Origin of the sequence: Pseudomonas multiresinivorans (assembly GCF_012971725.1) — a bacterium.
GTDB classification, from domain to species: Bacteria; Pseudomonadota; Gammaproteobacteria; order Pseudomonadales; family Pseudomonadaceae; genus Pseudomonas; species Pseudomonas multiresinivorans.
In genome coordinates, this window is record NZ_CP048833.1 from 3,333,109 (window position 1) to 3,358,039 (window position 24,931).

Here is a 24,931-nt window from a genome sequence, read left to right on the forward strand (position 1 = left end):
CCGATCGCGGACGGAGTCCGCTCCTACGCTCCGGTCCGCGCACTGCCTGTAGGAGCGAGCTTGCTCGCGAACCGCTTGGCACGGGGCCGGCCGGATGAATCGTTCGCGAGCAAGCTCGCTCCTGCGAAAATCGGGTCAGGCGCGGCGGAAGAGGGTGGGGTAATCGATGACCAGGCCGTCATCATCCACCGTCAGGAGGGCCTGAAAGTCCGTGCCTTCCAGGTTTTCGTACCGGTAGTGAGTGGCGTCGATGCGTGTATAGCCCTGGCGCATCCGCACCGGCTTCAACTTCGGCGCTTCCAGATACACCACCACCAATTCGCGGCGATCGCCGTCAGCCAGTTGCAGGCGGCGGATCGGGAAGGTGTTGGTGAAGGGCGAGGGCCAGACGTCGATATCCAGGCAGCCTTCCAGCTCGCTCAGTAGCTCGCCGCTGCCGCTTCGCCACTGGCCTTCGCCATCGGCCAGCAGGTGTAGCTGATGCGCACCGCGCTCGCTCTCGACGGAGAAATGCGCCTCGCGCAGGCGCCATTGGCTGTCCCACTCCAGTTGATACTCCAACTGATAGGGCGGCCCGCCAGCCTCGTCGATGGCGCGCAGTTGGCTTTCCGCGCGGCCGTCGCCCAATTGCAGGGACTCCCAGCTGGAGGTCGGCGCGTGCCACAGGCCTTCCCAATTCAGCGTGCGCATCAGGGTGTCTCCAGCACGAGGCCCAGGCGCTGCCGCTTGGGCAGACGGGCGACCACCAGTTGGTGCGAACGGGTCAGGGCCTCGCGCAGTTCGGCATCGCCCATGGGGTAGGGGCGCTGTATGGAAATCCAGAAGGCCCGTGCCAGGTAGGGCGCCGGACGGATGCCGGGGCGGTCGACATAGCCCAGGAACAGCTCCGGGCCGACCTTGAAGGCCAGGCCGCCATTGCCGCTGTCGAGGAAGTCGAGAATGGCGAACATCTTGTTGCCGGCCACGGAGAACACCCGATTGCTGCCCCACTTGATGTCTTCGCGGGCGCCGGGCAGCTCCAGGCAGAAGTGGGCGATCTGTTGCGGCGTCATGACTCGGTTCCCTCAGTCCCGGAAATAGACCTCGACCAGATGGTAGCCGAACTGGCTTTTCACCGGGCCGTGGACCACGCCGACCGGCTTCTTGAAGATTACCTGGTCGATGGACTTCACCATCTGACCGGGGCGCACCTCCCCCAGATCACCGCCGCGCTTGCCGGAAGCGCAGGTGGAATGCTTGCGCGCCAGGGCGGCGAAATCCTCGCCCTTGGTCAGGCGCTGCTTGATCTGCTCGGCTTCGGCGGCGGTCTTGACCAGGATGTGGCGGGCCATGGCGACGGGCATTGTTTCGTGTCCTTAAATGAAAGCGTCTGGGCGCGATTGTACGGCAGCAGTGATGCAGGTCGCATTTCGCGATGGGTTGCATTGTCTGGCCTGGGGGCGCTCCATAGAGTCAATAAGCAAATTCTTATTTATAGGGCGCCGCTTACAGACGGCGTCCGCCGCCACCTTGCGTACGGATGCAGTTCAATGGATATCCAAGCGATGCTCAAGATCCTGGCCACCCAGGATGGTTCGGATCTTTACCTCTCCACCGGCGCGCCGCCCTGCGCCAAGTTCAACGGGGTGCTCAAGCCCCTGTCCAGCGAGCCGATGAAGGCCGGCGACGTCGCCCGCATCGGCTATGGGCTGATGGACGAGGAGCAGCGCGCGGAGTTCGACCGAGAGCTGGAGATGAACCTGGCGATTTCCGTGCCCGGCGTAGGCCGCTTCCGGATCAACCTGTTCAAGCAGCGCAACGAAGTGTCGATCGTGGCGCGCAATATCAAGCTGGATATCCCGCTGTTCGACGACCTGAAGCTGCCCGAAGTGCTGCTCAAGGTGGTCATGGAGAAGCGCGGCCTGGTGCTCTTCGTCGGCGGCACCGGCTCGGGCAAGTCCACTTCCCTGGCGGCCCTGATCGACCACCGCAACCGCAATAGCGGCGGCCACATCATCACCATCGAAGACCCCATCGAGTACGTGCACCGGCACCGCAAGTCGATCATCAACCAGCGCGAGGTGGGCGTGGATACCCGCAGCTTCCATGCCGCGTTGAAGAACACCCTGCGCCAGGCGCCGGACGTGATCCTGATCGGCGAGATCCGCGACCGCGAGACCATGGAGCACGCCCTGGCCTTCGCCGATACCGGCCACCTGGCGATCTCCACGCTGCACGCCAACAACGCGAACCAGGCGCTGGACCGCATCATCAACTTCTTCCCCGAGGAGCGCCGGCCACAGCTGCTCAACGACCTGGGCAACAACCTCAAGGCCTTCGTTTCCCAGCGCCTGGTGCGCACCCAGGACGGCAAGCGCCGCGCGGCAGTGGAAGTGCTGCTGGGCACGGCGACCATCAGCGACATCATCAAGCGCGGCGACTTCAGTTCGATCAAGGAGATCATGGACAAGTCCCGTGCCCTGGGCATGCAGACCTTCGACCAGGCGCTGTTCGACCTGGCGGTGGAAGGAGCGATCACCGAGGAAGAGGCGGTGAAGAACGCCGACTCGGCGAACAACCTGCGACTGAAGCTCAAGCTGTACAAGGACAACCCGGGCAGCGTCGGCAGCACTGCCACCCCCGCGGCCGCCAAGCCGGCCGCCCCGGCGCCGGTTGCTCCGCCGCCGGCCACCCAGCCGGTCGAAGCTTCCAGCTGGGGGCTGGAACTCGCTCTAGAGGAAATCGAGGCGGAAGACGCCGAGAAGCCGGGCGGGCAGTAAGTCGCCAGTTGAACGAAGAAAAAGCCCCGGCATGCCGGGGCTTTTTCATAAGAAGGGCCCACCTGTAGGAGCGGACTCCGTCCGCGATCGGTTCCTGACCACTCCGATGGGCCGGGAGTTTGGACAACCCTATCTCGGACGAAGTCCGCTCCTACGCTTCTCGGTGAGCTCGCTGCTTACAGCTGCGACAGCGGATAGCTGATGATCAGCCGATTCTCGTCGAAGCTGTTGGTGCTGGCCCAGTCCCGGCGCATGGTCGAGTTGCGCCACTTGACGTTCAGCGTCCTGAAGGTGCCGCTCTGCACCGTGTACGCCAGTTCGCTCTCGCGCCCCCATTCGCTGCCGTCGCGGGTGCTGGCGTTGTGCACGTTGTCGCCGTGGATGTAGCGGTTCATCAGGGTCAGGCCAGGAATACCGAAAGCGGCGAAGTCGTAGTCATGGCGCAGTTGCCAGGAGCGCTCCTTCGCGCTTTCGTAGCTGGCGTTGTAGCTGTCGTTGGCCAGGGTGCCGCCGCTGGTGCCGTTGACGCGGAACCACTCGTCCTCGCCCATGACCTTCTGCAGGCCGAGGTAGAAGGTACTCGCACCGTACTTGGCCGAGAACATCCCGGAGAATGTCCGGTTGTCGAGGTCTCCGGCCTTGGCACTGCCATCCTTCTTGCCCCAGAAGTAGCCGATATTCGCACCGAGTACCCAATTGCCCAGCGGCTGGCTGTGCTGCAGCTGCAGGTATTGCTGCTGGTAGATGTCCTTCAGCTGCGCATTCCACAGGCCGACCAGCGTGCGGTCGCCGTTGAAGCGGTATTCGCCACCGGCGAAGTTGAAGCGGTCCGAGGTGTAGGCGGGGCGGTTGAACAGTGACATGTCTTCCATGCTGGCGTCGTTGCGCGGGCTGTTCTGGCGGAACTGGCCGCCGTAGAGCGTCAGGCCGTCGATTTCCTTCGAGGTGACCTGGGCGCCCTGGAAGGTCTGCGGCAGCGAGCGGCCGTCGTCGGAGCGCAAGATCGGCAACACCACCATCCATTCACCGGCCTTGAGTTCGGTGTTCGACACCTTGGCCTTGCCGGCCATCGCCAGGCGACCGAAATCGTCGGCCGGGCGGCCGTCGTCGTGGGTCGGCAGCAACTGGGTGCCGGCCGTGCCCTTGCCGCCATCGAGCTTCAGGCTGTAAAGCCCGAGCACGTCCAGGCCGAGCCCGACGGTGCCCTGGGTGTAGCCGGAGCGGGCGTCGAGGATGAAGCTCTGGGTCCATTCCTCGGCCTTGTCCTGCCGGGCTTCGCCGACGTAATTGCGGTTCATGTAGAAGTTGCGCAGCAGCAGGCTGGCCTTGGCGTCATCGAGAAAGCCGCCTTCGTCGGCACTGGCCAGGGCGGGCAGGGCGGGTAGCAGGCAGACGCTGATGGTGAGATGCGGCAGGTGGCGGAGCATGGGTATTCCCTCGGCATTCTTGTCGTTGTTCGGGGCGAACGGAGGCCTCCGCGCGGCTCTTTGAGAAGCGGCGGATGGAGGTTGATGCGGTCAGCGCGTGTGGATCAGGCGATCAGCCAGGTGCGACAGGAATACGAGGGAGGGCGCGGAGAAGGGCGATGCACGCGCGCAGGCGTGCCAGGGTGAGCATGAGCATGTGAACGGACCTTTCTTATAGTTGTTGGCGCCGCATCGAGGCGGCGGCTGGGGTCATAGTGGTGCTCCCCAGCAGCCTGCTGCAATTCACCCGAGGCGTAAGCGTTCGCTGTTCGAACATGAATTAACCAAATGGAACATTCTTCCGCCGGTATTGCGCGTAGGATGCCTGGCACAACGCCGTGCGGGATATGTATCGCCCGGCCTTTCAGCGGACCCGCGAGGTGCTCGGGCAGCGGCGCGGCGGATTCTTTCTGCAGAGCCTCCTGCTAGGCTGTCCTGCTCTCCATGTCGGCCCGTGCCGGCCGCATCTGCCTATTGAATCCGTGAGTCGATGAGTACCAGCCAATCGCCGTTGTCCGGCGTCCACCAGCCCTTCAAGGGCATCCTGCTCATTGTCCTGGCGACCTTCCTGTTCTCCAGCCACGACGCGCTGTCCAAGTACCTGGCGAGCATCTATCCCATCGTCATGGTGGTGTGGGCGCGCTATGTGGTGCACACGCTGCTGATGGCGGGCATCTTCCTGCCGCGCGCCGGCCTTGCGGTGCTGCGTACCCGCCATCCGTTCCTGCAGACGCTACGGGCGCTGTGCCTGCTGGGCACCAGCTTCCTGTTCACCACGGGGCTGCAGTACATCCCGCTGGCCGAGGCGACTTCGGTGAACTTCCTCGCGCCGCTGCTGGTAACGGCGCTGTCGGTGCCGCTGCTGGGCGAGCGGGTCAGTTTCGGCCAGTGGGCGGCGGTGCTGGTGGGATTCGCCGGCGTGCTGGTCATCGTCCACCCCGGCGGCGACCTGTTCACCCCGGCGGTGCTGCTGCCGTTCGGCTCGGCGCTGTGCTTCAGCTTCTACCAGCTGCTCACCCGCAAGCTCAGCCAGGTGGACAGCCCGACCACCAGCAACTTCTTCGCCGGGTTGTGCAACACCCTGATCGTCAGCGCGCTGGTGCCGTTCTTCTGGCAATGGCCGGGACTGGTTCACGGGCTGATGATGCTGGCCCTGGGCACCTGCGGGATGACCGCGCACCTGTTCCTGACCCAGGCTTTCAAGCATGCCGCGCCGGCGCTGCTGGCACCGTTCAGCTATTGCCAGATCGTTTTCGCCGGGCTGCTGGGCTTGGTGATCTTCGGCCATACGCCGGAGCCGTCGGCGCTGCTGGGCATCGCGGTGATCTGCGGCAGCGGGCTGGCGGCGGCCTGGCTACAGAGCCGCAAGGGGTAGGGCGACACCGTTCCTACAGAAAGCAATAGCGCCGAGCAGGCTTACTCGATCTCGAACAACCCGTGGCGGATCGGCCCGGCCTGCAGGCGCTGGCGTACATCGTCGTCGATGCGCGGGTCGTCCGGCTGGTACAGCTTGACCTGGCGGTAGGCGCTGATGCGGTTGATCTCCGGCCCCAGGTATTCCCAGACCACGCGGGTGCAGGCCGGGGTGCGGCGGTCGCCGCTGGATACGCCGGTCTTCAGCCCGTTCAGGCGAGTGATGCGGCTCTTGAAGCTGGGGATGAGGATGGTCTGGCTCATCTCGTTGACGGTGAGCGACTCGTAGTCCATCAGGAACACCCGGTCCTGCAGTTGGAAAGCCGCGCCCAGGTAGCGGCAACGCACCCAGTCCTCGGCCTGTACGTCGGTACTGCTGGAGCGCTCCTGTCGCTCCTGCCGCTCGAAGAGGAAGTTGCCATCCTGTTCGTACAGATGGACCAGCGACAGCAGGGTCGAGCCGGGGACCGACATGCAGTTGGAATACTCGAAGTAGTAGCCGCAGTAGCGCGACAGGTTGCCCGCGTGGTCGCGCAGCGGGCGGAGCATTTCCAGCAACGGATCGTCGCGTTGCACGTTGGCCTGCGAGGTGCCGCGCGCGCCGATCAGCCGGGCGAACTGCTCGGGCGGCAATTGCAGCTCGTAGTCCTCGGCGCCGAAGAAATCTCCAATACGTTTGAGGTTGTACGCGGTGGGCTGGCTCTGACCGCCGAGGTACTTGTTGAACTGAGCGCGGTTGATCGAAAGCTTGCGGCAAACCTCCGAAATAGAGCGGTAGTGGGCGCAAAGCAGCTTGAGATTGGGGCCGAGGTTTTCGGACATTCGTGCCAGGTCCAGGTGATGCGACTGACGCAATTATAGCGTCAGGTCGCATCAATTCGTAGCAAGCCGCGAAATTGTTTCAGGAGGCTTCGGGCGCAACCATGCGCCCCTAGTGAGCGGACCAGCCCCAGGTCCGTGCTCCCACAATAACAATCGAGGCCCCAGCACATGCTCGACGCGATCAACGATTTCCTTTCCGGGAAAGTCCTCATCGTCCTCATCGTAGGACTCGGCGCGTATTTCACCATCCGCTCCCGTTTCGTCCAGTTCCGCCACTTCGGCCACATGTTCGGCGTGTTCAAGGAATCGATCCGTGGCCAGTCCGGCCAGCTGAGTTCGTTCCAGGCCCTGATGCTGAGCCTCGCCGGCCGCGTGGGCGCCGGCAATATCGCGGGTGTCGGCATCGCCGTGACCCTCGGTGGCCCCGGCGCCGTGTTCTGGATGTGGGTTACCGCGCTGGTGGGCATGTCCAGCAGCTTCTTCGAGTGCACCCTGGCCCAGGTCTACAAACGCAGCGACGGCAACGGCCTGTACCGCGGCGGCCCGGCCTACTACATCCAGCACGGCCTGAAGCTGCGCTGGATGGCCATGACCTTCGCAGTCCTGCTGCTGGTGACCTACGGCTTCGCCTTCAACGGCCTGCAAGCCTTCACCGTGACCCACTCGCTGCAGAATGCCTTCGACATCCCGGTCCTGTACTCGGGCATCGCCCTGGCCGTGCTGCTGGCCATCGTGTTCTTCGGCGGCATCCAGCGCATCGCCGCGGTCTCCGACCTGCTGGTGCCGGTCAAGACCCTGGCCTACATCGCGGTCACCCTGTACGTGATCGTCACCCAGATCGAACTGGTGCCGGGCATGCTGACCACCATCGTCAAGAGCGCCTTCGGCCTGGAACCGGCCTTCGCCGGCCTGCTGGGCAGCGCCATCGTGATGGGCGTGAAGCGCGGCGTGTTCGCCAACGAAGCGGGTCTGGGCAGTGCGCCGAACGTTGCCGCAGTCGCCGCCGTGCGTCACCCGGCCTCCCAGGGCGTGGTCCAGGCATTCAGCGTATTCCTCGACACCTTCGTCATTTGCACCTGCACCGCGCTGCTGATCCTGCTCTCGGGCTTCTACACCCCGGGCTTCGAAGGCGACGGCATCACCCTGACCCAGAACTCGCTGGCTGCCGTGGTCGGTGACTGGGGCCGCATCTTCGTCAGCGTCGCTCTATCGCTGTTCGTGTTCACCTGCATCACCTACAACTACTACCTCGGCGAGAATGCCCTGCAGTTCATTGTCGGCCGCAGCCGCGCCGCGCTGATAGCCTTCCGCATCCTGGTGCTGGGCCTGATTCTCTGGGGCTCGATGCAGAACCTGGGCACCGTGTTCGCCTTCGCCGACATCACCATGACCTGTCTGGCCTTCGTCAACCTGGTGGCCCTGGCGATGCTGATCAAGACCGGCCTGCGCGTGATGCGCGACTACGACGAGCAGCGCCGCGCCGGCATCGAGCGCCCGGTGTTCGACGCCAGCAAGTTCTCCGACCTGGACATCGACCACGACGCCTGGCGCGACGCGCACAAGATCAACTCGACCGCTCCGGCCCACGGCAGCCTGCCCGCCCAGGGCTGATCCGCTGACTTTGGTCTGATACGCAAGGCCAGGACTTCTCCCGGCCTCGCGGTTTATCCTGTGAACTTTCCTACAAGAGCACTGGCATGCGGCGCGTGAAGAACCTCTTCGTCCTCTATACCGGCGGCACCATCGGCATGCTGCAGACCGCCGAAGGCCTGGCGCCGGCTGGCGGTTTCGAAGCTCGCATGCGCGAACAATTGCATGGCCACGGCGAGACTCAACTCGACTGGTCATTTACCGAGCTCCAGCCGCTGCTCGACAGCGCCAACATGACCCAGGCCAACTGGCTGGCCATGCGTGACGCCATCGTCAATGCGGTGGAGCAGGGTGGCCACGACGGCGTGCTGGTGCTGCACGGCACCGACACCCTCGCTTATAGCGCGGCCGCGCTGTCGTTCCTGCTGCTTGGCCTGAATATCCCTGTGGTGCTCACCGGCTCCATGCAGCCGATGGGGGCGCCGGGCAGCGATGCACCGGCGAACCTGCTGGGTGCGCTGAACGTATTGGAGGCCGGCGTCGAGAAGGGCGTCTGGTTGTACTTCAATGGTGAGCTGATGCATGGCGCCCGCGTCACCAAGCTGCGCAGCGAGGCTTTCGATGCCTTTGCCGTGTTGCCGCGTGAGCGCAAGGGTGAGCGCGCGGAATCGCTTCCTGCCGAACTGAGCTACCGCCAGCCGCGCCAACCAGTGAACCTCGCCGTGCTGCCGCTGTTCCCCGGTCTGCGAGCCGAGCATCTGCGTGCGCTGCTAGGCAGTGGCGTGCAGGCGTTGCTGCTGGAGTGCTACGGCAGCGGCACCGGTCCGTCGGATAACGAGGAACTGCTGGCGGTATTGCGCGAGGCTCACGCTCGCGGCGTGGTGCTGGCTGCGATCAGCCAATGCCCGCAGGGGCACGTGGCGTTCGACGTCTATGCCGCGGGCAGTCGCCTGCGCGATGCCGGATTGGTGTCGGGTGGGGGAATGACCCGCGAAGCGGCGCTGGGCAAGTTGTTCAGCCTGATCGGCAGCGGCCTGGCCCCGGCCGAGACACAGCGCCTGTTCGCCCTCGACCTGTGCGGCGAGCGCGTCGAAACGAATTAAGGGAGAGCGCCCCGGTCAGGGGCGCGATTCTTCCAGCGGCACGTTGAGCACTTCGCGCACCAGCATGGCGATGCTGCTCACGCCCATCTTTTCCTTGATCTTGGTACGGTGCACATCGACCGTCTTGACGCTGATGTTCAGCTCGCGGGCGATGACCTTGCTGGCCTTGCCGTCCACCACCATCATCAGGATTTCCCGTTCCCGTCCGGTCAGCAGGTCCAGCTTGTGCTGCAGGACCTGCTTCTGCTCCTGCCCGGCATGCACCTGCACTGCGCTTTTCAGCGCCGCCTGGATGCGATCGAGCATCTGCTGCGGGTTGTAGGGCTTCTCGACGAAATCCAGCGCGCCGTTCTTCATCGCCTTCACCGACATGGGGATGTCGCCATGGGCGGTGACGAAGATGGTCGGCAGGGCGATGCCCTTGTCGTTGAGCATTTCCTGCAACTGGAACCCACTGGTCTCGGGCATGCGCACATCGAGCACCAGGCAGGCGGGGAGCTTGGGATCGTATTCGCGCAGGAACTCCTCGGCGCCGCCGTAGCACAGCGATTCGATGCTGACCGATTCGAGCAGCCAGGCGAGGGAGGTGCGCAGGTCCTTGTCGTCGTCGACGATGTAGACCACGGGTTTTCTAGCATCCATCAGGCGTTGCCACTTTCTTTTTTATCGTTGTAGAGCTGCACGTAGGCCGCGTACGCCGGGCTTTGGCCCGGTCGCCGCAATGGCATGCCCCGGAGCATACCCATAGTCGCCGAGGCTGACGATAAAGAAACCACCTAGATGACTAGCGGCCACCACCCTCCGGTGTGGTAATCGTCTGAATGTTTCGCGCCCTGACGCTGCCCTACGCTGGCCCCATACAAGAAAGGCCGGGCGTGCCGGCCACTCCAGCACAAGGGGCGAAGACATGGCCAACACCCTCAGCCAGACCCAGATCGACTTCCGCAACGCCATGGCGCAACTGCCGGCGGCGGTGAACATCATCACCACCAACGGCCCGGAAGGCCGCTGCGGCATCACTGCCAGCGCGGTCTGCTCGGTCACCGATTCGCCGCCCACCGTTCTGGTCTGCGTCAACCGCGGCAGCGCCACCCATGACGTGTTCCGCAGCAACGGCCACCTGTGCGTCAACGTGCTGTGCGGCGAGCAGGAAGAGCTGGCCAAGCATTTCGCCGGGATGACCAAGGTCTCGATGGAAGAACGCTTCGCCTGGGACCTCTGGGAAGACGGCTACGCCGGCCTGCCGGTGCTGCGCCAGGCGCTGGTCAGCCTGGAGGGTCGCATCAGCGACTGCAAGGAAGTCGGCTCGCACACCGTGATGTTCGTCGAATTGGAAAAGGTCGCTGTGCGGGAGCGCCAGGACAGCCTGGTGTACTTCAACCGCGTGTTCCATCGCGTCGACCGCGAGGCCGTGCGCTGCGCCAGCTGATGCCCGACTGACTTTCAAAACAACAAGAACGAGGTGATCAACGTGACCGTGAAGATTTCCCAGACTGCCGATATCCAGACCTTCTTCGAAGAAGCCAGCGGCGCCTTGAACGACCAGGGCAACCCGCGCGTGAAGAGCCTCGTCCTGCGCATCCTGCAGGACACCGCGAAGCTCATCGAGGACATGAACGTCACCCCCGACGAGTTCTGGAAAGCCGTGGACTACCTCAACCGCCTGGGCGCTCGCCAGGAAGCCGGCCTGGTGGTCGCCGGCCTGGGCATCGAGCACTACCTCGACCTGCTGCTGGACGCACAGGACGCTGCCGTCGGCATCGAAGGCGGCACCCCGCGCACCATCGAAGGCCCGCTGTACGTGGCCGGCGCGCCGCTGTCCGAAGGCGAAGCGCGGATGGACGATGGCCAGGATGCGGGCACCGTGATGTTCCTCTCCGGCCGCGTGTTCGACCTCGACGGCAAGCCGCTGGCCGGCGCCGTGGTCGACCTCTGGCACGCCAACACCAACGGCACCTACTCGTACTTCGACAGCACCCAGTCCGAGTACAACCTGCGCCGGCGCATCGTCACCGACGCCGAGGGGCGCTACCAGGCCCGCAGCATCGTGCCCAGCGGCTATGGCTGCCCGCCGGACGGCCCGACCCAGGAGCTGCTCAACCAGCTCGGCCGCCACGGCCAGCGCCCGGCGCACATCCACTTCTTCATTTCCGCGCCGGGGCATCGCCACCTGACCACGCAGATCAACCTGGCCGGCGACCAGTACCTGTGGGACGACTTCGCCTACGCCACCCGCGACGGGCTGATCGGCGAAGTGCGTTTCGTCGACGACGCAGCTGCCGCCAAGGCACGTGGAGTGGAAGGGCGCTTCGCCGAGATCGAGTTCGATCTCCAGCTGCAGCAGGCCGTTACCGCCGATGCCGAAGACCGCAGCAACCGTCCCCGCGCCTTGCAGCAAGCCTGATGCTGAATCTGTAGGAGCGAGCTTGCTCGCGAACCCACTCGGCGCCGGATCAGCCGGGAAACCCAGTTCGCGAGCAAGGACTGGGCGTCCCCTCGGTCCTACAAAGGACTCCTGCGATTGCCGGCAGAGTTCGATCCTGCTGGCATCCCCGCCGTAGGATGGCGTGGAGCGCAGCGATACCCATCGATCCATGCACCGACCGCAAAGGGTATCGCTGCGCTCCACCTATCCTAAGTAGAGCGACTCGTTGCGCCTGTGGCCCGCCTCAGCCCCGCCGCTCCCGATGCATCAGCCAGAGGAAGTACGGGCAACCGATGAACGCCGCCAGCAGGCCCGCGGAGACCGGCCAGGGATAGGCGATGTTCCGCCCCAGCCAGTCCGCCACCACCATGATCAAGGCTCCGGCCAGCGCGCTCAGCAGCAATTGCGGCGCAGCGCGGCGTACGCCCAGGTGGCGGGCGATGTGCGGGCCGATCAGGCCGACGAAGCTCAGCGGGCCGACGATGATGGTGGCGGTGGCGGTCAGCACGGCGGCAGTCAGCAGGATTGCCAGGTGACTCCCGCGCAACCGCAAGCCCAGCGCAGTCGCGGTGCCGTTGCCCAGGGTCAGCAGGTCCAGCGGGCGGGCCAGCAGCAGACTGACACCGATCATCAGTGCTCCGACGACCAGGCCGGTGCTCGCGGACGTCACATCCACCTGATAGGTCGAGCCGGTCATCCAGCTCATCATCGCGGTCATGCGCGGGTCACCGCTGGCCAGTAGCAACGTACTCAACGAGTGCAGCAAGGTGGTCAGGCACACGCCGGTCAACAGCAGCCGCTCGGCGTTGAAGGTCTTGCGCCAGGCGAACCACAGCAGCAGGCCTAGGGTCAGAAGCGCGCCGATGCTGGCGGCCGGCACCATGTAGGCCTGCGGCTGCGGGATTACCAGGAACAACACCAGCACGGCGATCGCCGCGCCGGAGGTCGCGCCGAGGACTTCCGGGCTGGCCATGGGGTTGCCGGTCAGGCGCTGCACCAGCAGGCCGGCGACGGCCAGCATGGCGCCGGCGGCGAGCGAGCCGAGTACGCGCGGTACACGCCATTGCGCTATGGCGTCGCTGAGCCCGGCGTCGCCCCAGTGCCAGCCGTTGGCGTCCACCGCGAAGTAGATTGCCGGCAGCGTCAGCAAGGCGAGCAGGATGGCCATGCCGATGATCAGTCGCCACGGATGCTCCCGCTGCGGCCTGGCCGGTGCCGGGCGCGGGATGATCCCGCCGCTGCGCTGGCGGCTGAGCAGCCACAGCAGCAGCGGAACGCTGAAAATGCCGGTGAGGATGCCGGCGGGAATTTCCCCGGCGAAGCGCGACAGCTCGCGGGCGATCTGGTCCACCACGCAGAGGAGCGCGGCGCCCAGCAGTGGCGCCCAGATCAGCCGTTGCTTCAGCGTGCGGGCACCACACAGGCGGGCAATGGCCGGTGCGGCAAGGCCGACGAAGGCGAGCATACCCACGGCACTGGTCACGAAGGCACTCAGCGCCACGGCCACGGCGAGGCCCAGCACGCGGGTCCGGCGCAGGTTGACGCCGACTGCCGCCGCGCCTTCATCTTCCAGGCCCAGGGCTGCCAGCGGGCGCACCATCAGCAGGGCGATGACCATGGCCACCGCCAGGCGCGGGGCGAGGTACAGCACGCCGTCCCAGCCACTCTGGTTCAGCGAGCCGGCCTGCCAGAGCAGCAGGTCGATCAGGTAGTCGTGGTTGAACAGCACCAGCAGCGCGTTGAGCGACATGCAATAGAGGCTGATGACCATGCCGGCGAGGATGAAACGCAGCGGTGACAGCGTGCGGCCCCAGGCAAAGGCGAACAGCAGGGCGGTGGCGAGCGCGGCGCCGGTCAGGGTGACGGCTTCCAGGCCATGCACCAGCAGCGTCGGGGCGAAGATGGTGGCGGCCGACAGTGCCAGGTTGGCGCCGGCGGAAACGCCCAGCGTCACCGGTTCGGCCAGCGGGTTACGGAGGATCTGCTGGAACAGCGTGCCGGCCAGGGCCAGTGCGGCACCAGCCATCAGGCTCACCGCCAGGCGCGGGAAGAAGCTGAAGTGCAGCAGCACCTGACGCACGTCGTCCAGGTCCGGCGACCACAAGGCCTGCCACCAGAGTTCGCGGGGCAGGGCGCCTTGCAGGCCATGGAACACCAGCAGCGCGGCGAGGAGCGCCAGCAGCAGCGTACAGAGCGTCGGGCCAATCGGCAGGCCGCGGCGTGGTGCGGCGAGTCCGAGGGTCGATTCAGGCATGGGCGACCTCCGTGGCGCTGTCCAGGTAGGCCGCGATGCGTTCGGCCAGGTCCAGCACGGAGGCGGCGCCGGCGTAGGGATAGAAGCGCTGCAGCGTCAGCGTGTGTCTCTGGCGCACGGCGGGCAGGTTGGCCCAGAGGTCGTTGGGCTGCCGCAGACTTTGCAGGCGCGCCGAGGTGGTGGGGATGTCGACGTAGACCAGGTGCGCGTCCGGGCGCTCGGCCAGCCGCTCGATGCTGACCATGGCCAGCCCCACCGGGCCGACCGGTCCCTGCCAGGCATTCTCGACGCCGAGGCGGTCGAGCACGTCCTGCACCATGCTGTTCCTGCCGTAGACAGCGGCGTGGCGGCCGTCCTGGTTGAGTACGGCGACGCACACGGGGGGCAGGCTGCGGTTGGCCAGTTTTGCGCGCAGTTCGGCCAGGCGCTGCTCGCCCGCGGCGATGTAGTCGGCCGCGACCTGCTCGACGCCCAGGCGGCGTGCCAGATCGTTCATGAAGTCGGTAGTGGCTTTCCAGGCGCCCTCGGGAGCGGGGTAGATGGCTACCTTTTCGGTCGGTGCAATGCCGTTGAGTCGACGCTGCAAGGTCGGCGTCATGGGGTCGCTGAGGATCAGTTGCGGCTGCAGTTGCTGGATCAGCTCTAGGTTCGGCTCCCAGTACGGGCCTACGTCACGCACGCTGTCGGGCAAGGCCATGGTTGGCATGCGCACCCGGTAGTAGCGGTCATCGGAAATCGCCAGGGGCGGCACGCCCAGGGTCAGCAGCGTTTCGGCCGCCACCCAGTTGAGTGCGACGATCCGCGTCAGGCGCTCGCCGGCGAAAACCGGCAGGCCGCAGGCGCTGGCCAGTCCGCCCAGGGCAAGGCCCTGCAGCAGGTGGCGACGGGTGAGGGACATGCACTACTCCTCGCGTGAAACAGCAACAACAGGCTCTTGAAACAACAAAGGCCCCCTGCGAACAGGGAGCCCGGAAGCAGCAGGCGGAAGCGGCGCGGGGCCGCTTCCGCCCGTGCCTTACCAGCTGTACTTCACGCTGGTCATGACGGTGCGGCGCAGGCCCGGGTAGCAGGAGATCGGGCTGTCGCAGGTGGCTGCGTATTCCTCGTCCAGCAAGTTCTGCGCGTTCACCGAGAGGGTCACGTTCTTGTTCAGCGGGTAGCTCACGCCGGCGTCGAACAGGGTGTAGTTGTCGACGTGGTAGGTGTTGGCGTTGTTGCCGTACAGCGAGCCGGTGTAGCGCACGCCGCCGCCGATGGAGAGGCCGTCGACCACGCCTTCGTGGAAGGTGTAGTTCAGCCAGCCGTTGGCCATGTGCTCGGGCACGTTGGCCGGGCGGTTGCCCTCGTTGGCGTCGTTGCTCTTGGTGATCTTGGCCTTGGTGTAGGTGTACGAGGCCAGCAGGTCCCAGTTCTGGTCCAGCTTGGCCTTCAGCTCTGCCTCGATGCCGCGCGAACGCTGCTCGCCGGTGGCTTCGCTGAAACCGGTCGGCACGCCGTTGGCGTTGAGCTGGTTGGTGAGGATGTTTTCCTTGGTCAGCTCGTAGGCGGCCAGGGTGATCAGCAGGGTTTCGTCCGGCTGGAACTTCACGCCCGCTTCGTACTGGTGGGCTTCGCTGGCCTTGAAGGCGCCGCCGTCGGAGCTGATGCCGGTGTTGGGCACGAAGGACTCGGAGTAGCTGACATAGGGCGCCAGGCCGAAGTCGGTCAGGTAGGTCAGGCCGACGCGGCCGGTAAAGGCGTTGTCCTTCTGCATGCTGTGGGCGCCGACGTGGTTGTCCAGGTCGTTGCGCACGTAGTCGTAGCGGCCGCCGGCGGTGAGGATCCAGTGGTCGTCGAACTTGACCTGATCCTGCAGGTAGGCGCCGATCTGTTCGATGTTCTGGTCGTAGTCGATCGCCTGGCCGGCGAGGGTGGTGTCCTTGGTCGGACGCGGAACGCTCTGGCCATACACCGGGTTATCCAGGTTCAGCGACGGGCCCAGGGTGCGCCAGCGGGCGATATTGGCGTCCTGCCAGCTGTAGTCCGCGCCCATCAGCAGGGTGTGCTTGAAGGCGCCGGTGTCGAAGTTGGCCTGCAACTGGTTGTCCAGATTGAAGGTGTCCATGTGCTGGTCGAAGCGGTCCGCGGTGCGGATGATGTTCCGGCCCACCTGCAGTTGCGGCAGCAGGTTGGCGAAGATCAGGTCGACCTGCCCGTAGCGCGCGTTCTGGCGGAATTCCCAGGTGTCGTTGAGGCGGTGGCGAAATTCGTAGCCCAGGGTGTACTGGTCCTGGTCGAAGTGGTTGTAGTTGTGGTCGCCGAGCAGGGTGCCGGTGGGGTGGCCGTTGACGCTGTAGTCGAAGATCGAGCCGGAGTTGCGGTCACGCAGGAAGTCGGTGAGGAGGGTCAGGCTGGTGTCTTCGTCCGGCGCCCAGGTGAAGGATGGGGCGATGTAGTAGCGGTCGTCCTCGATCTCGTGGCCGTCGTCGTATTCGGCCTGGGTGTTGGCGTCGCGGGCCAGGCCCACCACGCGGTAGAGGAACTGGTTCTGGTCGTCCAGCGCGCCGCCGAGGTCGAACTGGCCCTGCTTGCGGTCATGGTTGCCGCCGGTCAGTTCCACTTCGTTGATGTGGTTGGCGGTGGGCTTCTTGCTCACGCGGTTGACGATGCCGCCGGCGTCGCCCAGGCCGAACAGGCTGGAGGAGGGACCACGGACCACGTCGATGCGCTCGAAGGCATAGGGCTCGCTGCGAAAGAACGCGTAGCTGTTGTTCTGCTGACGCAGGCCGTTGAGGTAGTCACTGGTGGCCTGGGCGTTGAAGCCACGGATGTACATCCAGTCGAAGCCTTTCGGGTCCAGGCCATAGGCTTCCACCTTGACGCCGGGCACGTAGCGCAGCGCTTCGGTCACGGTCTGGGCGCCCTGGGCGTCCATCTGCTTGCGGGTGATCACCGAGATCGACTGGGGGATTTCCAGCAGCGGGGTGTCGGTCTTGCTGCCGCTGTTGGAGGTGCGCGGCACGTAGCTGTCTTCACCTTCAATGGCGCCGGTGATGACCTGGGCGGACATGTTCAGGGTGTCGCCGCTGGCGGCGTCGGCGCCCAGCAGGGTCACGCGGCTGCCTTCCACCTGGTACTTGATGCCGGTGCCCTGCAGCAGGCGCTCCAGCGCCGCGGTGGGCTCCATCTCGCCGCGCACACCGGGGGCGCGCAGGTTCTGCACCTGGGTCTGGTTGAAGACGATCTGCAGGTTCGACTGCGCGCCCAGGCTGGTCAGGGCGGAGGCCAGGGACTGGGCCGGGATATCGATGCGGACCGGCGCGGCCTCTACGGCGGAGGCGGTCAGAACCATGCCCAGGGCGGTGGCGCGGACCAGGCGGGCCAGGGGCTTCACCGGGTGCCGGGATTGCAGCGCATTGCGGGTGCGACTCACTTGTTAGCTCCTATGATCTTGTCAGCGTGATCTTGTAATGCAGTTTCTAATAAGAATGATTCAGCTTCATGTGACGCGCCGGTTGGAAAAAACCGGAAAAATCCGTTCGATCTTTTTTTGTTGTTCAACGACGACCGGGTGAAAGGTCGGCCGTCCGGGCCGCCCGGCGGTCAGTGCATCGCCACGCCGGAAGTGCCGGGCGGAGTCGCAGTGCGGTGGTCCTCGATTTCCACGATCTGCCCGGCGCGCATGCGCAGCAGGCGGTCGGCGACGTCGAAATAACGGTCATCGTGGGATATCACGATCAGCGTCTTGCCCTGGGCACGAAGCTCGGGCAGCAGTTCGGTGTAGAAGATGCGGCGGAATTCCGGGTCCTGGTCCGCGGCCCATTCGTCGAACACCAGCACCGGGCGCTTCTCCAGCCACGCCTGCACCAGGGCCAGGCGCTTGCGCTGGCCGGTGGAGAGATCGGTGGTGGAGAATTCCTGGCCCTGCAGGCTGACCTTGTGGGCGATCTCCAGGCGCTCCAGGTAACGGGCGGCTTCGGCCGGGATGTCCTGGCTGCCCTTGAGCAGGTCCTCAAAGAGGAAGTAGTCGGCGAAGATGGTGGTGAACAGCTGGCGGTAGTCGTCGCGCGTGCTATCTCCGACCGCTTCGCCATTGAGCAACAGTTCGCCGTCGCGCGGGACGTAGAGGCCGAGCAGCAGCTTGATCATCGTCGTCTTGCCGCAGCCGTTCTCGCCGGCGATGAAGAGGATTTCCCCGCGATTCACCTTCAGGTTCAGCGGGCCGACGCCGAAGCCGCGGGTGCCGTCGTCGGTGGGGTAGTGGTAGGCCAGGTCGCGCAGCTCGATGGACTGGAACTCCAGCGGCTGTCGGCCGTCGTCGGCCAGCAGCAGGTTCGGCTCCGGCGAGGAAAAGCGCACTGACAGTTCGGCGATGCGGCGGAAGGCGACCTGCGCGCGGGTCACCACCGGCAATTGGCCGATCAGCCCTTCCAGCGGGCCCTTCATATACAGGAGCACAAGGATGAAGCCGGACAGCGTCGCCTGGTCGGTACTCGGCCACAGCGACTGGTACGCCAGCGCCACGCCGATGACGATGAAGAACAGCGTGGAACCGAAGCCCTTGGCGACGTTGAACAGATTGATCGAGCGCAGCTGGATATCGCAGATTTCGTCGGCGGTGCCCTGCAGGCGCTCGCTGTAATGCTGGAAGCGGCGCGGGCGGCTGATGCGCAGCTCCTTGGCGCCCTCGGCGATGGCGCGGTAGTGCTTCTGTAGCTCGTCTTCCTTGTCCCGAGCCTCGAAGAAACCCTTGATGCCCTTGGCCCGCGCGACGTACTGCACGGCGCTGCCGACGACGATAGCGATAGCGGTGGCGAGGAACATCGGTGGCGACAGCCAGGCCAGGTAGCCCAGGCAGCCCAGTGTGGTGGTCAGGGCGACGGCCAGCGGCGCGAAGGCGAAGGCGAAGTCGCTGATGGTGTCGATGTCGTGGGTCAGCACCGGAATCAGCCGATGGCTGCGGTAGCGTTCGATCTGCTCGATGGGCGCGGAAATGATCTTGCTGCCCAGGTCCTTGCGCAGCCGCGCGATCACGTGCTGGCCGACGTAGTTGGTGCCCATGTCGGAAATGATCGAGCCCAGCAGTGCCAGCACGCACAGCCCCGTGAAGCCCAGCAGCAGTCCGGCGGGCATGCCACCCTGCGAGTGCAGGCTGTAGTTGATGGTGGCGAGCAGCGCGGTGATGGCCGAGCCGCCCAGAATCCCCAGCAGGGTGGCCGCAGTCAGCGGCAGCCAGTGCGGCCGCAGCAGTTTGAGCATTTCGCGCAAGGCGCTTGGAGCGGGAGTTGGCATCGTCTTTTCCTGGCCCCGGCCTACCAGAGGGCAGGCCGCACAACGGGACGAGACGGCGCGCGAATCAGGAGATCATCGGCAAATCCGAATCGTTCCTATCAAGACGAATGAGCCAGGAGAAAACTGAAGAGAATTTGCGAAACTTTCGCAAGTAGGAAGGCCGCAGATGGGTGGGGCGCCAGGTTGCGGCCTCTTTTAGGAGCGGGCGCCTGGTGTCGGCACCTGCGGATTCCGTCGCATTGGAGTTCGCGAGCAAGCTCTCTCCTACAGTTGCACGCTTCGCCCGCGGATAGCGGTGCGCCAGCCATTTTCTGCCCGGACCTTGGGGGCTTTTTGTAGGAGCGAGCTTGCTCGCGAACCTGCACGGCACGCCGCTACCCGGCATGCCCGCGTGGCGAGTATCAGAGCTGAACGTAGCGGCTGGCGAGAACCGTACGGCCCTGGTTGTCCTTGCGCAGCTCCAGCGGCAGGACCTTGGGCAGCGAATCCACCAGCGCCTGCAGGTCGTCCGTGCGGTAGATGCCGCCGATGCGCATGGCCGCGACCGTGGCGTCGTCGAGGAATACCGGCTGCTTGAGATAGCGATTGATCAGCGGGATGGCGGCCTGGAGCGTCAGGTCGTCGATCACAAGCTTGCCTTCGGTCCAGGCGATGGCTCCGGCGGGGGCTACCTGGGCCAGTTCGATACGCTCGCTGCCCTTCAGGTAGCGAGCCTGCATGCCAGGTGTGAGTTGCGCACTGTTGCCGTCGACGCTGTCGGGAGGGCTGACCACCACCGAGCCTTCGAGCAGGGTAACCAGCATCTGGTGGGAGTCGGTCCAGACGTTGAAGCGCGTGCCGGTGACCCGCACGCTGCCGTTTTCGGTCCACACCGAGAAGGGCTGCAGCGTGTCGTGGGCAACCTGGAAATAGGCCTCGCCGCCGCTTTTCAGCCAGGCGCTGCGGCGGTCACGGAAGTCGGCGAAGACCAGTTGCGAATTGCTGTTGAGCTCGACTTTCGAGCCGTCGGCCAGTTCGACCATGCGCGGCGCGGGTTGCGCAGCGTAATAGCCGACCCGCGAGGGCAGCAGCCCAGCGGACCAGCCCGCCGACCAGACGGCACCGATGGCGACCAGCAGGCCAGCGGCGATGGCGGCAATGCGCCTGCCGTTACGCGGACGACGCTGGCTGCGTGCGCGATGGCGTGCCGGTCTGACGACGAGGTTCGGCTGGACCTGCGGAGTAGGCGGCAGCAGTTCCGAGAGCTGCCAGATCTCCAGCATCGCCTGGTACTCCTCCTCGTGGCGCGGGTCGACTTCGAGCCACTGCGCGAATTCGGCGCGCTCGGCATCGCTGCACTCGGCATCGTGCAGACGCGCGCACCAGTGCGCGGCTTCGGCGCTGATGCGGTCATCGTCGAACGGGGCGGGGGAGCTGGTCATCAGGGATCTCGGTGAGGCCGTTTGCGGCCGATATCACACTTTCTTTTCGTGTTGATGCGAGTGATTATAAATAAGCCTGACTCGGACTGTCAGCAGGCGCCTGCAGCCTCGACTGTTTTTCATAGGATGCCCGACGGGGTGGAAAGCGCGTTCATCCGGTATTACAAGGAACTGGTCCTGTACCTCAATCGCAGCCTCGGCGACCGCCAGGCGGCTGCCGATGTGACGCAGGAAGCTTTTCTGCGCCTGCTCGACCGCAAGGGTGACGAGCATATCGAACAACCCCGCGCTTTTCTCTATCGCACGGCGGTGAACCTCAGTATCGACCTGCACCGGCGCGGACGCGTGCGCCGCACCGAAGAGCTGGAAACCCTAGACCGCGAAGGTTGCCTCGACGAGCGCTGCCCGCAGGAAGAGGCCAGCCGGCAGCAGCAACTGCAATTGCTCCAGCGTGCCCTTGGCGAGCTGCCCGAAAACTGTCGCCGCGCTTTCGTGCTGCGCAAGGTCGAGGGCTGCAGCCATGTCGAGATCGCCGAAACCATGGGCATTTCCCGCGACATGGTGGAGAAGCACATCGTCAACGCGATGAAGCACTGCCGGCTGCGGCTCAGGGCCTGGGGCGGGCAGGGCTAGGCGCGGTTCGTCAGCCGCTCCTACGCTGATGCATTTACATGGAAAGACGCGCCAGCTCCGCCGGGATTTAGTCCCACGCGGCCCGCGCGTGATTTCCTGCGCCTGATTGGCTGCCCGTCATTCTGAAATTTTCATGACTTAGTGAGAATCATTCTAAATTTCCCGAGGCCTGTCTCGTCTCTCCAGATAACGCGCTATCGACAGCGCAAATCATGGGCGACACGCAGGATCGAGTGCCGGCCGCCAAGCGGCGGGGCGCTCCTGGCAGGGCCGAGCAGTAGGCCGCCGGCTCCCGCGTCGTCATGCCCCACGGCCATCGCGACACAGGACATTGGCACCATGACTCAGATGATCACCCCGACCTACGACGTGCTCGGCATCGGTTTCGGCCCCTCCAACCTGGCGCTGGCGATCGCCCTGCAGGAGCAGGCGCGACGCGAGGGCCGCCATTACCACGCGCTGTTCCTCGACAAGCAGGCGGACTACCGCTGGCACGGCAACACCCTGGTGGCGCAGAGCGAGCTGCAGATTTCCTTCCTCAAGGACCTGGTGACCCTGCGCAATCCCACCAGCCCGTACAGCTTCGTCAACTACCTGCATGCGATGGGGCGGCTGATCGACTTCACCAACCTGGGCACCTTCTACCCGTGCCGCATGGAGTACAACGACTACCTGCGCTGGGTCAGCGACCAGTTCGCCGAGCAGCGCGTCTGCGGCGAGACGGTCAGCCGCGTGGAGCCGGTGCAGGGCCCGGACGGCATCGAGCTGGTCAAGGTGCTGTCCACCGATGCCCGCGGCCACGAGCGCTTCCGCCTGGCCCGCAGCGTGGTGGTGAGCACCGGCGGCACGCCGCGCTTCCCGTCCGCCTTCAGCCACCTGCGTGACGATCCGCGCGTGTTCCACCACGCCCGTTACCTGGAATGCATGGCCAAGCAGCGCTGCAACCAGAACGAGCCGATGCGCATCGCGGTGATCGGCGGTGGCCAGAGCGCGGCGGAAGCCTTCATCGACCTGAACGACAGCTTCCCCTCGGTGCAGGTCGACATGGTCCTGCGCGCGGCCGTGCTCAAGCCGGCCGACGACAGCCCCTTCGTCAACGAAATCTTCGCCCCGCGCTACACCGACCTGGTGTTCAACGAGCCCAAGGCCGAGCGCGAGAAGCTGATCCAGGAATTCCACAACACCAACTACTCGGTGGTGGACCTGGACCTGATCGAGCGCATCTACGGCATCTTCTACCGCCAGAAGGTGGCGGGCGTGGATCGCCACGCCTTCCTTTGCCGCCGCAATGTCGAGGCCGCCAAGGCCGACGCCGATGGTATCGAACTGACCCTGCGCGACAGCGCCACCGGCGCCGTGGAAACCCATCGCTACGACGCGGTGATCCTCGCCACCGGTTACGAGCGCAAATCGCACCGCGAGCTGCTCGCGCCGCTGCAGGATTACCTGGGCGATTTCGAGGTGGGCCGCGACTACCGCGTGCTGGCCGACGAGCGCCTGCACGCCGGCATCTACCTGCAGGGCTTCACCCAGGACAGCCACGGCCTGAGCGACACCTTGCTGTCGGTGCTGCCGATGCGCGCCGAGGAAATCGCCGCCTCGATGTTCGAGCACCTGCCGCCGCAGGAATCGGCACACAAGCCCTCGCGTCCGCTGACGGCCGAAAGCGCCTGAAGCCAACGGCCCGGAGATTTCTTCCGGGCCGACTAAATTCCTGCCGACCCTGCTCGTCATACGGGCGGGGTCGTTGCATTCACGAAAGGTTATCCATCATGACGCCCACTTTTTCCCTGCCGCTGCCCGATGGCCGCCAACTGTCCGCCGACCGCGGCGCCACAGGCCTGACCTTGCTGCTCGATGGCGAGCCGCTGCTGACTGCGCAACGCGAAGGCGAGTGCTGGCAGCTCAACGGTGCCGTCACCCGCGACGCCCTCTGGGCGCTGGCCTATTGGAGCTTTGCCGGCGAAGCGCAGTGTGAGCGCGTGCAGTTCGCTGCCGCCAACGTACCCGCCGAGGCCCTGGAGCAAGGCCTGGTGAGCCGTGATGAAGTCGGCGGGCGCCTGCAGGTCGAGCGTGCGGCCTTCTGGCAGCTGCCTGCTGCCTGGCACAAGGGCATCGCCAGTGCCGATTACCCGCAGGTCTATCGCATGAGCAGCGGCCGCCGTCATCCGCTGCGCGCACCCAAGCCGCAGGGTGAGGTCTATCGCCGCTTCGATGCGAAGTTGGGCCAATGGATTTCCCTGCGCACCCTGGACATCGAGCTGGACCTGGAGCGCTTCAACCGCTGGCAGAACAGCCCGCGCGTGCTGGAGTTCTGGCAGGAAGGCGGCACCCTTGAACAGCACCGCGTCTACCTGGAAAAAGCCGCTGCCGACCCGCACACCACCACCCTGATCGGCAGCATCGACGACGAGCCCTTCGCCTACTACGAAGCCTACTGGGCCAAGGAAGACCGCATCGCGCCGTTCTACGAAGTGGGCGACTACGACCGCGGCATCCACATGCTGGTGGGCGAGGAATCCCATCGCGGGCCGCACAAGGTGGAAAGCTGGATGACCGCCCTGGTGCATTACCTGCTGCTGGACGACCCGCGCACCCAGCGCATCGTCGCCGAGCCGCGCGCCGACAACGCGAAGATGATCGGCCACATGCAGCGCCTGGGCTTCTGGCGCGAGAAGGAATTCAACTTCCCGCACAAGCGCGCCGCGCTGATGGTGCAGAGCCGGGAAACCTTCTTCGAGCGTTGCGCCCTGTGCTGACAAGTTGGCGCTCCGTGGCTGAGGGCGGCGTGTGATCGCAGCCCTCGCGCCGTTGTATTTCGGCGAGTTCGTCAGCTACCGCGAGGTGCTGGTGACCCGCGACGATCCTCGTCCTTCGATACCGGTCCGCACGCTGCTCGAACGCGAGATGCTCGACAGCGTGCTGCGCCGCTTCGATCCGCCCCACGCCGATGGTGATCGCCGCGCCCTGGCCTCGCAGTGGTCCAAGTGGTACCTGGTGCGGATCATCCCGCCGGCCGTGGCCGCCGCGCTGGTGCTCGGCCGCACGCTGCCGTTGGACTTCGACGACGTGGAAGTGGTGCTGGATGCCCAGGGCATTCCCGAGGCTTTCAAATTGCCGGGGGAGGGTGGCCCTTTTGCGGCGCCGCCGGGTGATCCGTTCCAGCGCTTCGCCCACTTGCTGGAAGATCACCTGCAACCCTTCGTGCAACGGCTCGCCGCCGAGGTGCGCCTGTCGCCCAGGGTGCTGTGGAGTAACGCCGGGAATTACTTCGAGTGGTTCATCGGCGAGATGGGCAAGCTACCGCCGCTGGCACCGATGCTGGGGCACGGTCGGGAGCTGCTGGAGACCGAGCGCCGGCCGGATGGCATGCGCAATCCACTGTTCAAGCCGATCCAGTATGTCGAGGTGTCCTGCGCGCAGCGCCCCGACGGGCTCTGGCGGCAGCGGCGGACCTGCTGCATTCGCTATCGGCTGGGGGAGATTGGCAATTGCGATAATTGCCCGTTGATCGATGAGCCGCCGGCGGAGTTGAGCGACCTTTAACTCCCGAGTCTGTGGAGGCTTTGTTCGCGAGCAAGCTCGCTCCTACGAAAAGCACACCGGGCCTGTAGGAGCGAGGGGGACGCCTAGTCCTTGCTCGCGAACCTGTACGGCACATCGTCTCCTGGCACGAGAAGACCTGGCGACAGGCAAACACATCGCGGACAAAGTCCGCTCCTACGCCAAGGCATTGCATCGCCGCTCTTGGGGCGGAGCGGAAGTCCTCTTTCA

At 65.3% G+C, this 24,931-nt stretch carries 21 protein-coding genes; 10 read left to right on the forward strand and 11 right to left on the reverse strand.

Going from position 1 to position 24,931, the window contains the following annotated elements:
* Positions 1-135: 135 nt before the first annotated feature.
* The 3 genes from G4G71_RS15205 to G4G71_RS15215 are packed head-to-tail and all read right to left on the reverse strand — an operon-like array spanning position 136 to position 1,343.
* Positions 136-690 (reverse strand): putative glycolipid-binding domain-containing protein, encoded by a 555-nt coding sequence (locus G4G71_RS15205; RefSeq protein ID WP_169938843.1) that lies wholly within the window; start codon positions 688-690, stop codon positions 136-138.
* Complete coding sequence (locus G4G71_RS15210; protein WP_169938845.1) at positions 690-1,052, reverse strand: MmcQ/YjbR family DNA-binding protein; 363 nt, start codon at positions 1,050-1,052, stop codon at positions 690-692. The genes G4G71_RS15205 and G4G71_RS15210 overlap by 1 nt, the downstream gene beginning before the upstream one ends.
* Positions 1,053-1,064: 12 nt before the next feature.
* Positions 1,065-1,343 carry a peptidylprolyl isomerase gene (locus G4G71_RS15215; protein ID WP_169938847.1) on the reverse strand — a complete coding sequence of 93 codons (279 nt, stop codon included), beginning with the start codon at positions 1,341-1,343 and terminating at the stop codon, positions 1,065-1,067.
* Positions 1,344-1,529: 186 nt separating this feature from the next.
* On the opposite strand from G4G71_RS15215, the gene G4G71_RS15220 reads away from it, so the two are divergent.
* Positions 1,530-2,759 (forward strand): PilT/PilU family type 4a pilus ATPase, encoded by a 1,230-nt coding sequence (locus tag G4G71_RS15220; protein ID WP_169938849.1) that lies wholly within the window; start codon positions 1,530-1,532, stop codon positions 2,757-2,759.
* Between the two features lie 176 nt (positions 2,760-2,935).
* On the opposite strand, the gene G4G71_RS15225 is transcribed toward G4G71_RS15220, so the two are convergent.
* Positions 2,936-4,186, reverse strand: coding sequence for an OprD family porin (locus tag G4G71_RS15225; protein WP_169938851.1), 1,251 nt, complete (start codon positions 4,184-4,186; stop codon positions 2,936-2,938).
* 529 nt (positions 4,187-4,715) lie between these two features.
* Between G4G71_RS15225 and G4G71_RS15230 the strand changes: the two genes are divergently transcribed.
* Positions 4,716-5,600, forward strand: coding sequence for a DMT family transporter (locus G4G71_RS15230; RefSeq protein ID WP_169938853.1), 885 nt, complete (start codon positions 4,716-4,718; stop codon positions 5,598-5,600).
* A 41-nt stretch (positions 5,601-5,641) separates the two neighbouring features.
* Here G4G71_RS15230 and G4G71_RS15235 read toward each other — a convergent pair whose 3' ends face one another.
* A complete protein-coding gene (locus G4G71_RS15235) occupies positions 5,642-6,460 on the reverse strand; it encodes an XRE family transcriptional regulator (protein WP_169938855.1) in 819 nt (272 codons plus the stop codon).
* Positions 6,461-6,628: 168 nt separating this feature from the next.
* Between G4G71_RS15235 and G4G71_RS15240 the strand changes: the two genes are divergently transcribed.
* Both G4G71_RS15240 and G4G71_RS15245 read left to right on the forward strand, forming a co-directional pair.
* A complete protein-coding gene (locus tag G4G71_RS15240) occupies positions 6,629-8,071 on the forward strand; it encodes an alanine/glycine:cation symporter family protein (RefSeq protein WP_169938857.1) in 1,443 nt (480 codons plus the stop codon).
* 86 nt (positions 8,072-8,157) lie between these two features.
* A complete protein-coding gene (locus tag G4G71_RS15245) occupies positions 8,158-9,153 on the forward strand; it encodes an asparaginase (RefSeq protein WP_169938859.1) in 996 nt (331 codons plus the stop codon).
* 15 nt (positions 9,154-9,168) lie between these two features.
* Here G4G71_RS15245 and G4G71_RS15250 read toward each other — a convergent pair whose 3' ends face one another.
* Positions 9,169-9,795, reverse strand: a complete 627-nt coding sequence (locus G4G71_RS15250; protein WP_024767262.1) for a response regulator transcription factor — start codon at positions 9,793-9,795, stop codon at positions 9,169-9,171.
* Between the two features lie 265 nt (positions 9,796-10,060).
* Here G4G71_RS15250 and hpaC point away from each other — a divergent pair, with 265 nt between their 5' ends.
* Together hpaC and catA are read left to right on the forward strand one after the other, a co-directional pair.
* Positions 10,061-10,582, forward strand: a complete 522-nt coding sequence (gene hpaC / locus G4G71_RS15255; RefSeq protein ID WP_169938861.1) for a 4-hydroxyphenylacetate 3-monooxygenase, reductase component — start codon at positions 10,061-10,063, stop codon at positions 10,580-10,582.
* A gap of 42 nt (positions 10,583-10,624) precedes the next feature.
* The gene (catA, locus tag G4G71_RS15260; protein WP_169938863.1) at positions 10,625-11,557 is read left to right on the forward strand and encodes a catechol 1,2-dioxygenase; all 933 of its coding nucleotides are present in this window, start codon (positions 10,625-10,627) and stop codon (positions 11,555-11,557) included.
* Between the two features lie 265 nt (positions 11,558-11,822).
* On the opposite strand, the gene fhuB is transcribed toward catA, so the two are convergent.
* The 5 genes from fhuB to G4G71_RS15285 form a co-directional block, all read right to left on the reverse strand.
* Positions 11,823-13,832, reverse strand: a complete 2,010-nt coding sequence (gene fhuB / locus G4G71_RS15265) for a Fe(3+)-hydroxamate ABC transporter permease FhuB (protein ID WP_169938865.1) — start codon at positions 13,830-13,832, stop codon at positions 11,823-11,825.
* Positions 13,825-14,730, reverse strand: coding sequence for an ABC transporter substrate-binding protein (locus tag G4G71_RS15270; protein WP_169938867.1), 906 nt, complete (start codon positions 14,728-14,730; stop codon positions 13,825-13,827). Before G4G71_RS15270 ends, fhuB begins: the two co-directional genes overlap by 8 nt.
* A gap of 117 nt (positions 14,731-14,847) precedes the next feature.
* Positions 14,848-17,244, reverse strand: a complete 2,397-nt coding sequence (locus G4G71_RS15275) for a TonB-dependent siderophore receptor (protein WP_169938869.1) — start codon at positions 17,242-17,244, stop codon at positions 14,848-14,850.
* A 170-nt stretch (positions 17,245-17,414) separates the two neighbouring features.
* Complete coding sequence (locus G4G71_RS15280; RefSeq protein ID WP_169938871.1) at positions 17,415-19,103, reverse strand: cyclic peptide export ABC transporter; 1,689 nt, start codon at positions 19,101-19,103, stop codon at positions 17,415-17,417.
* Positions 19,104-19,504: 401 nt separating this feature from the next.
* Positions 19,505-20,524, reverse strand: coding sequence for a FecR family protein (locus tag G4G71_RS15285; RefSeq protein ID WP_169938873.1), 1,020 nt, complete (start codon positions 20,522-20,524; stop codon positions 19,505-19,507).
* A 126-nt stretch (positions 20,525-20,650) separates the two neighbouring features.
* Between G4G71_RS15285 and G4G71_RS15290 the strand changes: the two genes are divergently transcribed.
* The 4 genes from G4G71_RS15290 to fhuF all read left to right on the forward strand — a co-directional run bounded on the left by G4G71_RS15290 (position 20,651) and on the right by fhuF (position 24,703).
* Complete coding sequence (locus tag G4G71_RS15290) at positions 20,651-21,157, forward strand: sigma-70 family RNA polymerase sigma factor (protein WP_169938875.1); 507 nt, start codon at positions 20,651-20,653, stop codon at positions 21,155-21,157.
* 339 nt (positions 21,158-21,496) lie between these two features.
* Positions 21,497-22,831 (forward strand): lysine N(6)-hydroxylase/L-ornithine N(5)-oxygenase family protein, encoded by a 1,335-nt coding sequence (locus tag G4G71_RS15295; protein WP_054906920.1) that lies wholly within the window; start codon positions 21,497-21,499, stop codon positions 22,829-22,831.
* Positions 22,832-22,929: 98 nt separating this feature from the next.
* Positions 22,930-23,916: a GNAT family N-acetyltransferase gene (locus tag G4G71_RS15300; protein WP_169938877.1), complete on the forward strand. Its 987-nt coding sequence runs from the start codon at positions 22,930-22,932 to the stop codon at positions 23,914-23,916.
* Between the two features lie 31 nt (positions 23,917-23,947).
* Positions 23,948-24,703, forward strand: coding sequence for a siderophore-iron reductase FhuF (fhuF, locus tag G4G71_RS15305; RefSeq protein WP_169938879.1), 756 nt, complete (start codon positions 23,948-23,950; stop codon positions 24,701-24,703).
* Positions 24,704-24,931: the final 228 nt, after the last annotated feature.

Bases quoted from the DNA above. Each gene is read 5' to 3' on its own strand.
- G4G71_RS15205 (WP_169938843.1), bottom strand. From the start codon at position 690: ATGCGCACGCTGAATTGGGAAGGCCTGTGGCACGCGCCGACCTCCAGC.
- G4G71_RS15210 (WP_169938845.1), bottom strand. From the start codon at position 1,052: ATGACGCCGCAACAGATCGCCCACTTCTGCCTGGAGCTGCCCGGCGCC.
- G4G71_RS15215 (WP_169938847.1), bottom strand. From the start codon at position 1,343: ATGCCCGTCGCCATGGCCCGCCACATCCTGGTCAAGACCGCCGCCGAA.
- G4G71_RS15220 (WP_169938849.1), top strand. From the start codon at position 1,530: ATGGATATCCAAGCGATGCTCAAGATCCTGGCCACCCAGGATGGTTCG.
- G4G71_RS15225 (WP_169938851.1), bottom strand. From the start codon at position 4,186: ATGCTCCGCCACCTGCCGCATCTCACCATCAGCGTCTGCCTGCTACCC.
- G4G71_RS15230 (WP_169938853.1), top strand. From the start codon at position 4,716: ATGAGTACCAGCCAATCGCCGTTGTCCGGCGTCCACCAGCCCTTCAAG.
- G4G71_RS15235 (WP_169938855.1), bottom strand. From the start codon at position 6,460: ATGTCCGAAAACCTCGGCCCCAATCTCAAGCTGCTTTGCGCCCACTAC.
- G4G71_RS15240 (WP_169938857.1), top strand. From the start codon at position 6,629: ATGCTCGACGCGATCAACGATTTCCTTTCCGGGAAAGTCCTCATCGTC.
- G4G71_RS15245 (WP_169938859.1), top strand. From the start codon at position 8,158: ATGCGGCGCGTGAAGAACCTCTTCGTCCTCTATACCGGCGGCACCATC.
- G4G71_RS15250 (WP_024767262.1), bottom strand. From the start codon at position 9,795: ATGGATGCTAGAAAACCCGTGGTCTACATCGTCGACGACGACAAGGAC.
- hpaC (WP_169938861.1), top strand. From the start codon at position 10,061: ATGGCCAACACCCTCAGCCAGACCCAGATCGACTTCCGCAACGCCATG.
- fhuB (WP_169938865.1), bottom strand. From the start codon at position 13,832: ATGCCTGAATCGACCCTCGGACTCGCCGCACCACGCCGCGGCCTGCCG.
- G4G71_RS15270 (WP_169938867.1), bottom strand. From the start codon at position 14,730: ATGTCCCTCACCCGTCGCCACCTGCTGCAGGGCCTTGCCCTGGGCGGA.
- G4G71_RS15280 (WP_169938871.1), bottom strand. From the start codon at position 19,103: ATGCCAACTCCCGCTCCAAGCGCCTTGCGCGAAATGCTCAAACTGCTG.
- G4G71_RS15285 (WP_169938873.1), bottom strand. From the start codon at position 20,524: ATGACCAGCTCCCCCGCCCCGTTCGACGATGACCGCATCAGCGCCGAA.
- G4G71_RS15290 (WP_169938875.1), top strand. From the start codon at position 20,651: ATGCCCGACGGGGTGGAAAGCGCGTTCATCCGGTATTACAAGGAACTG.
- G4G71_RS15295 (WP_054906920.1), top strand. From the start codon at position 21,497: ATGACTCAGATGATCACCCCGACCTACGACGTGCTCGGCATCGGTTTC.
- G4G71_RS15300 (WP_169938877.1), top strand. From the start codon at position 22,930: ATGACGCCCACTTTTTCCCTGCCGCTGCCCGATGGCCGCCAACTGTCC.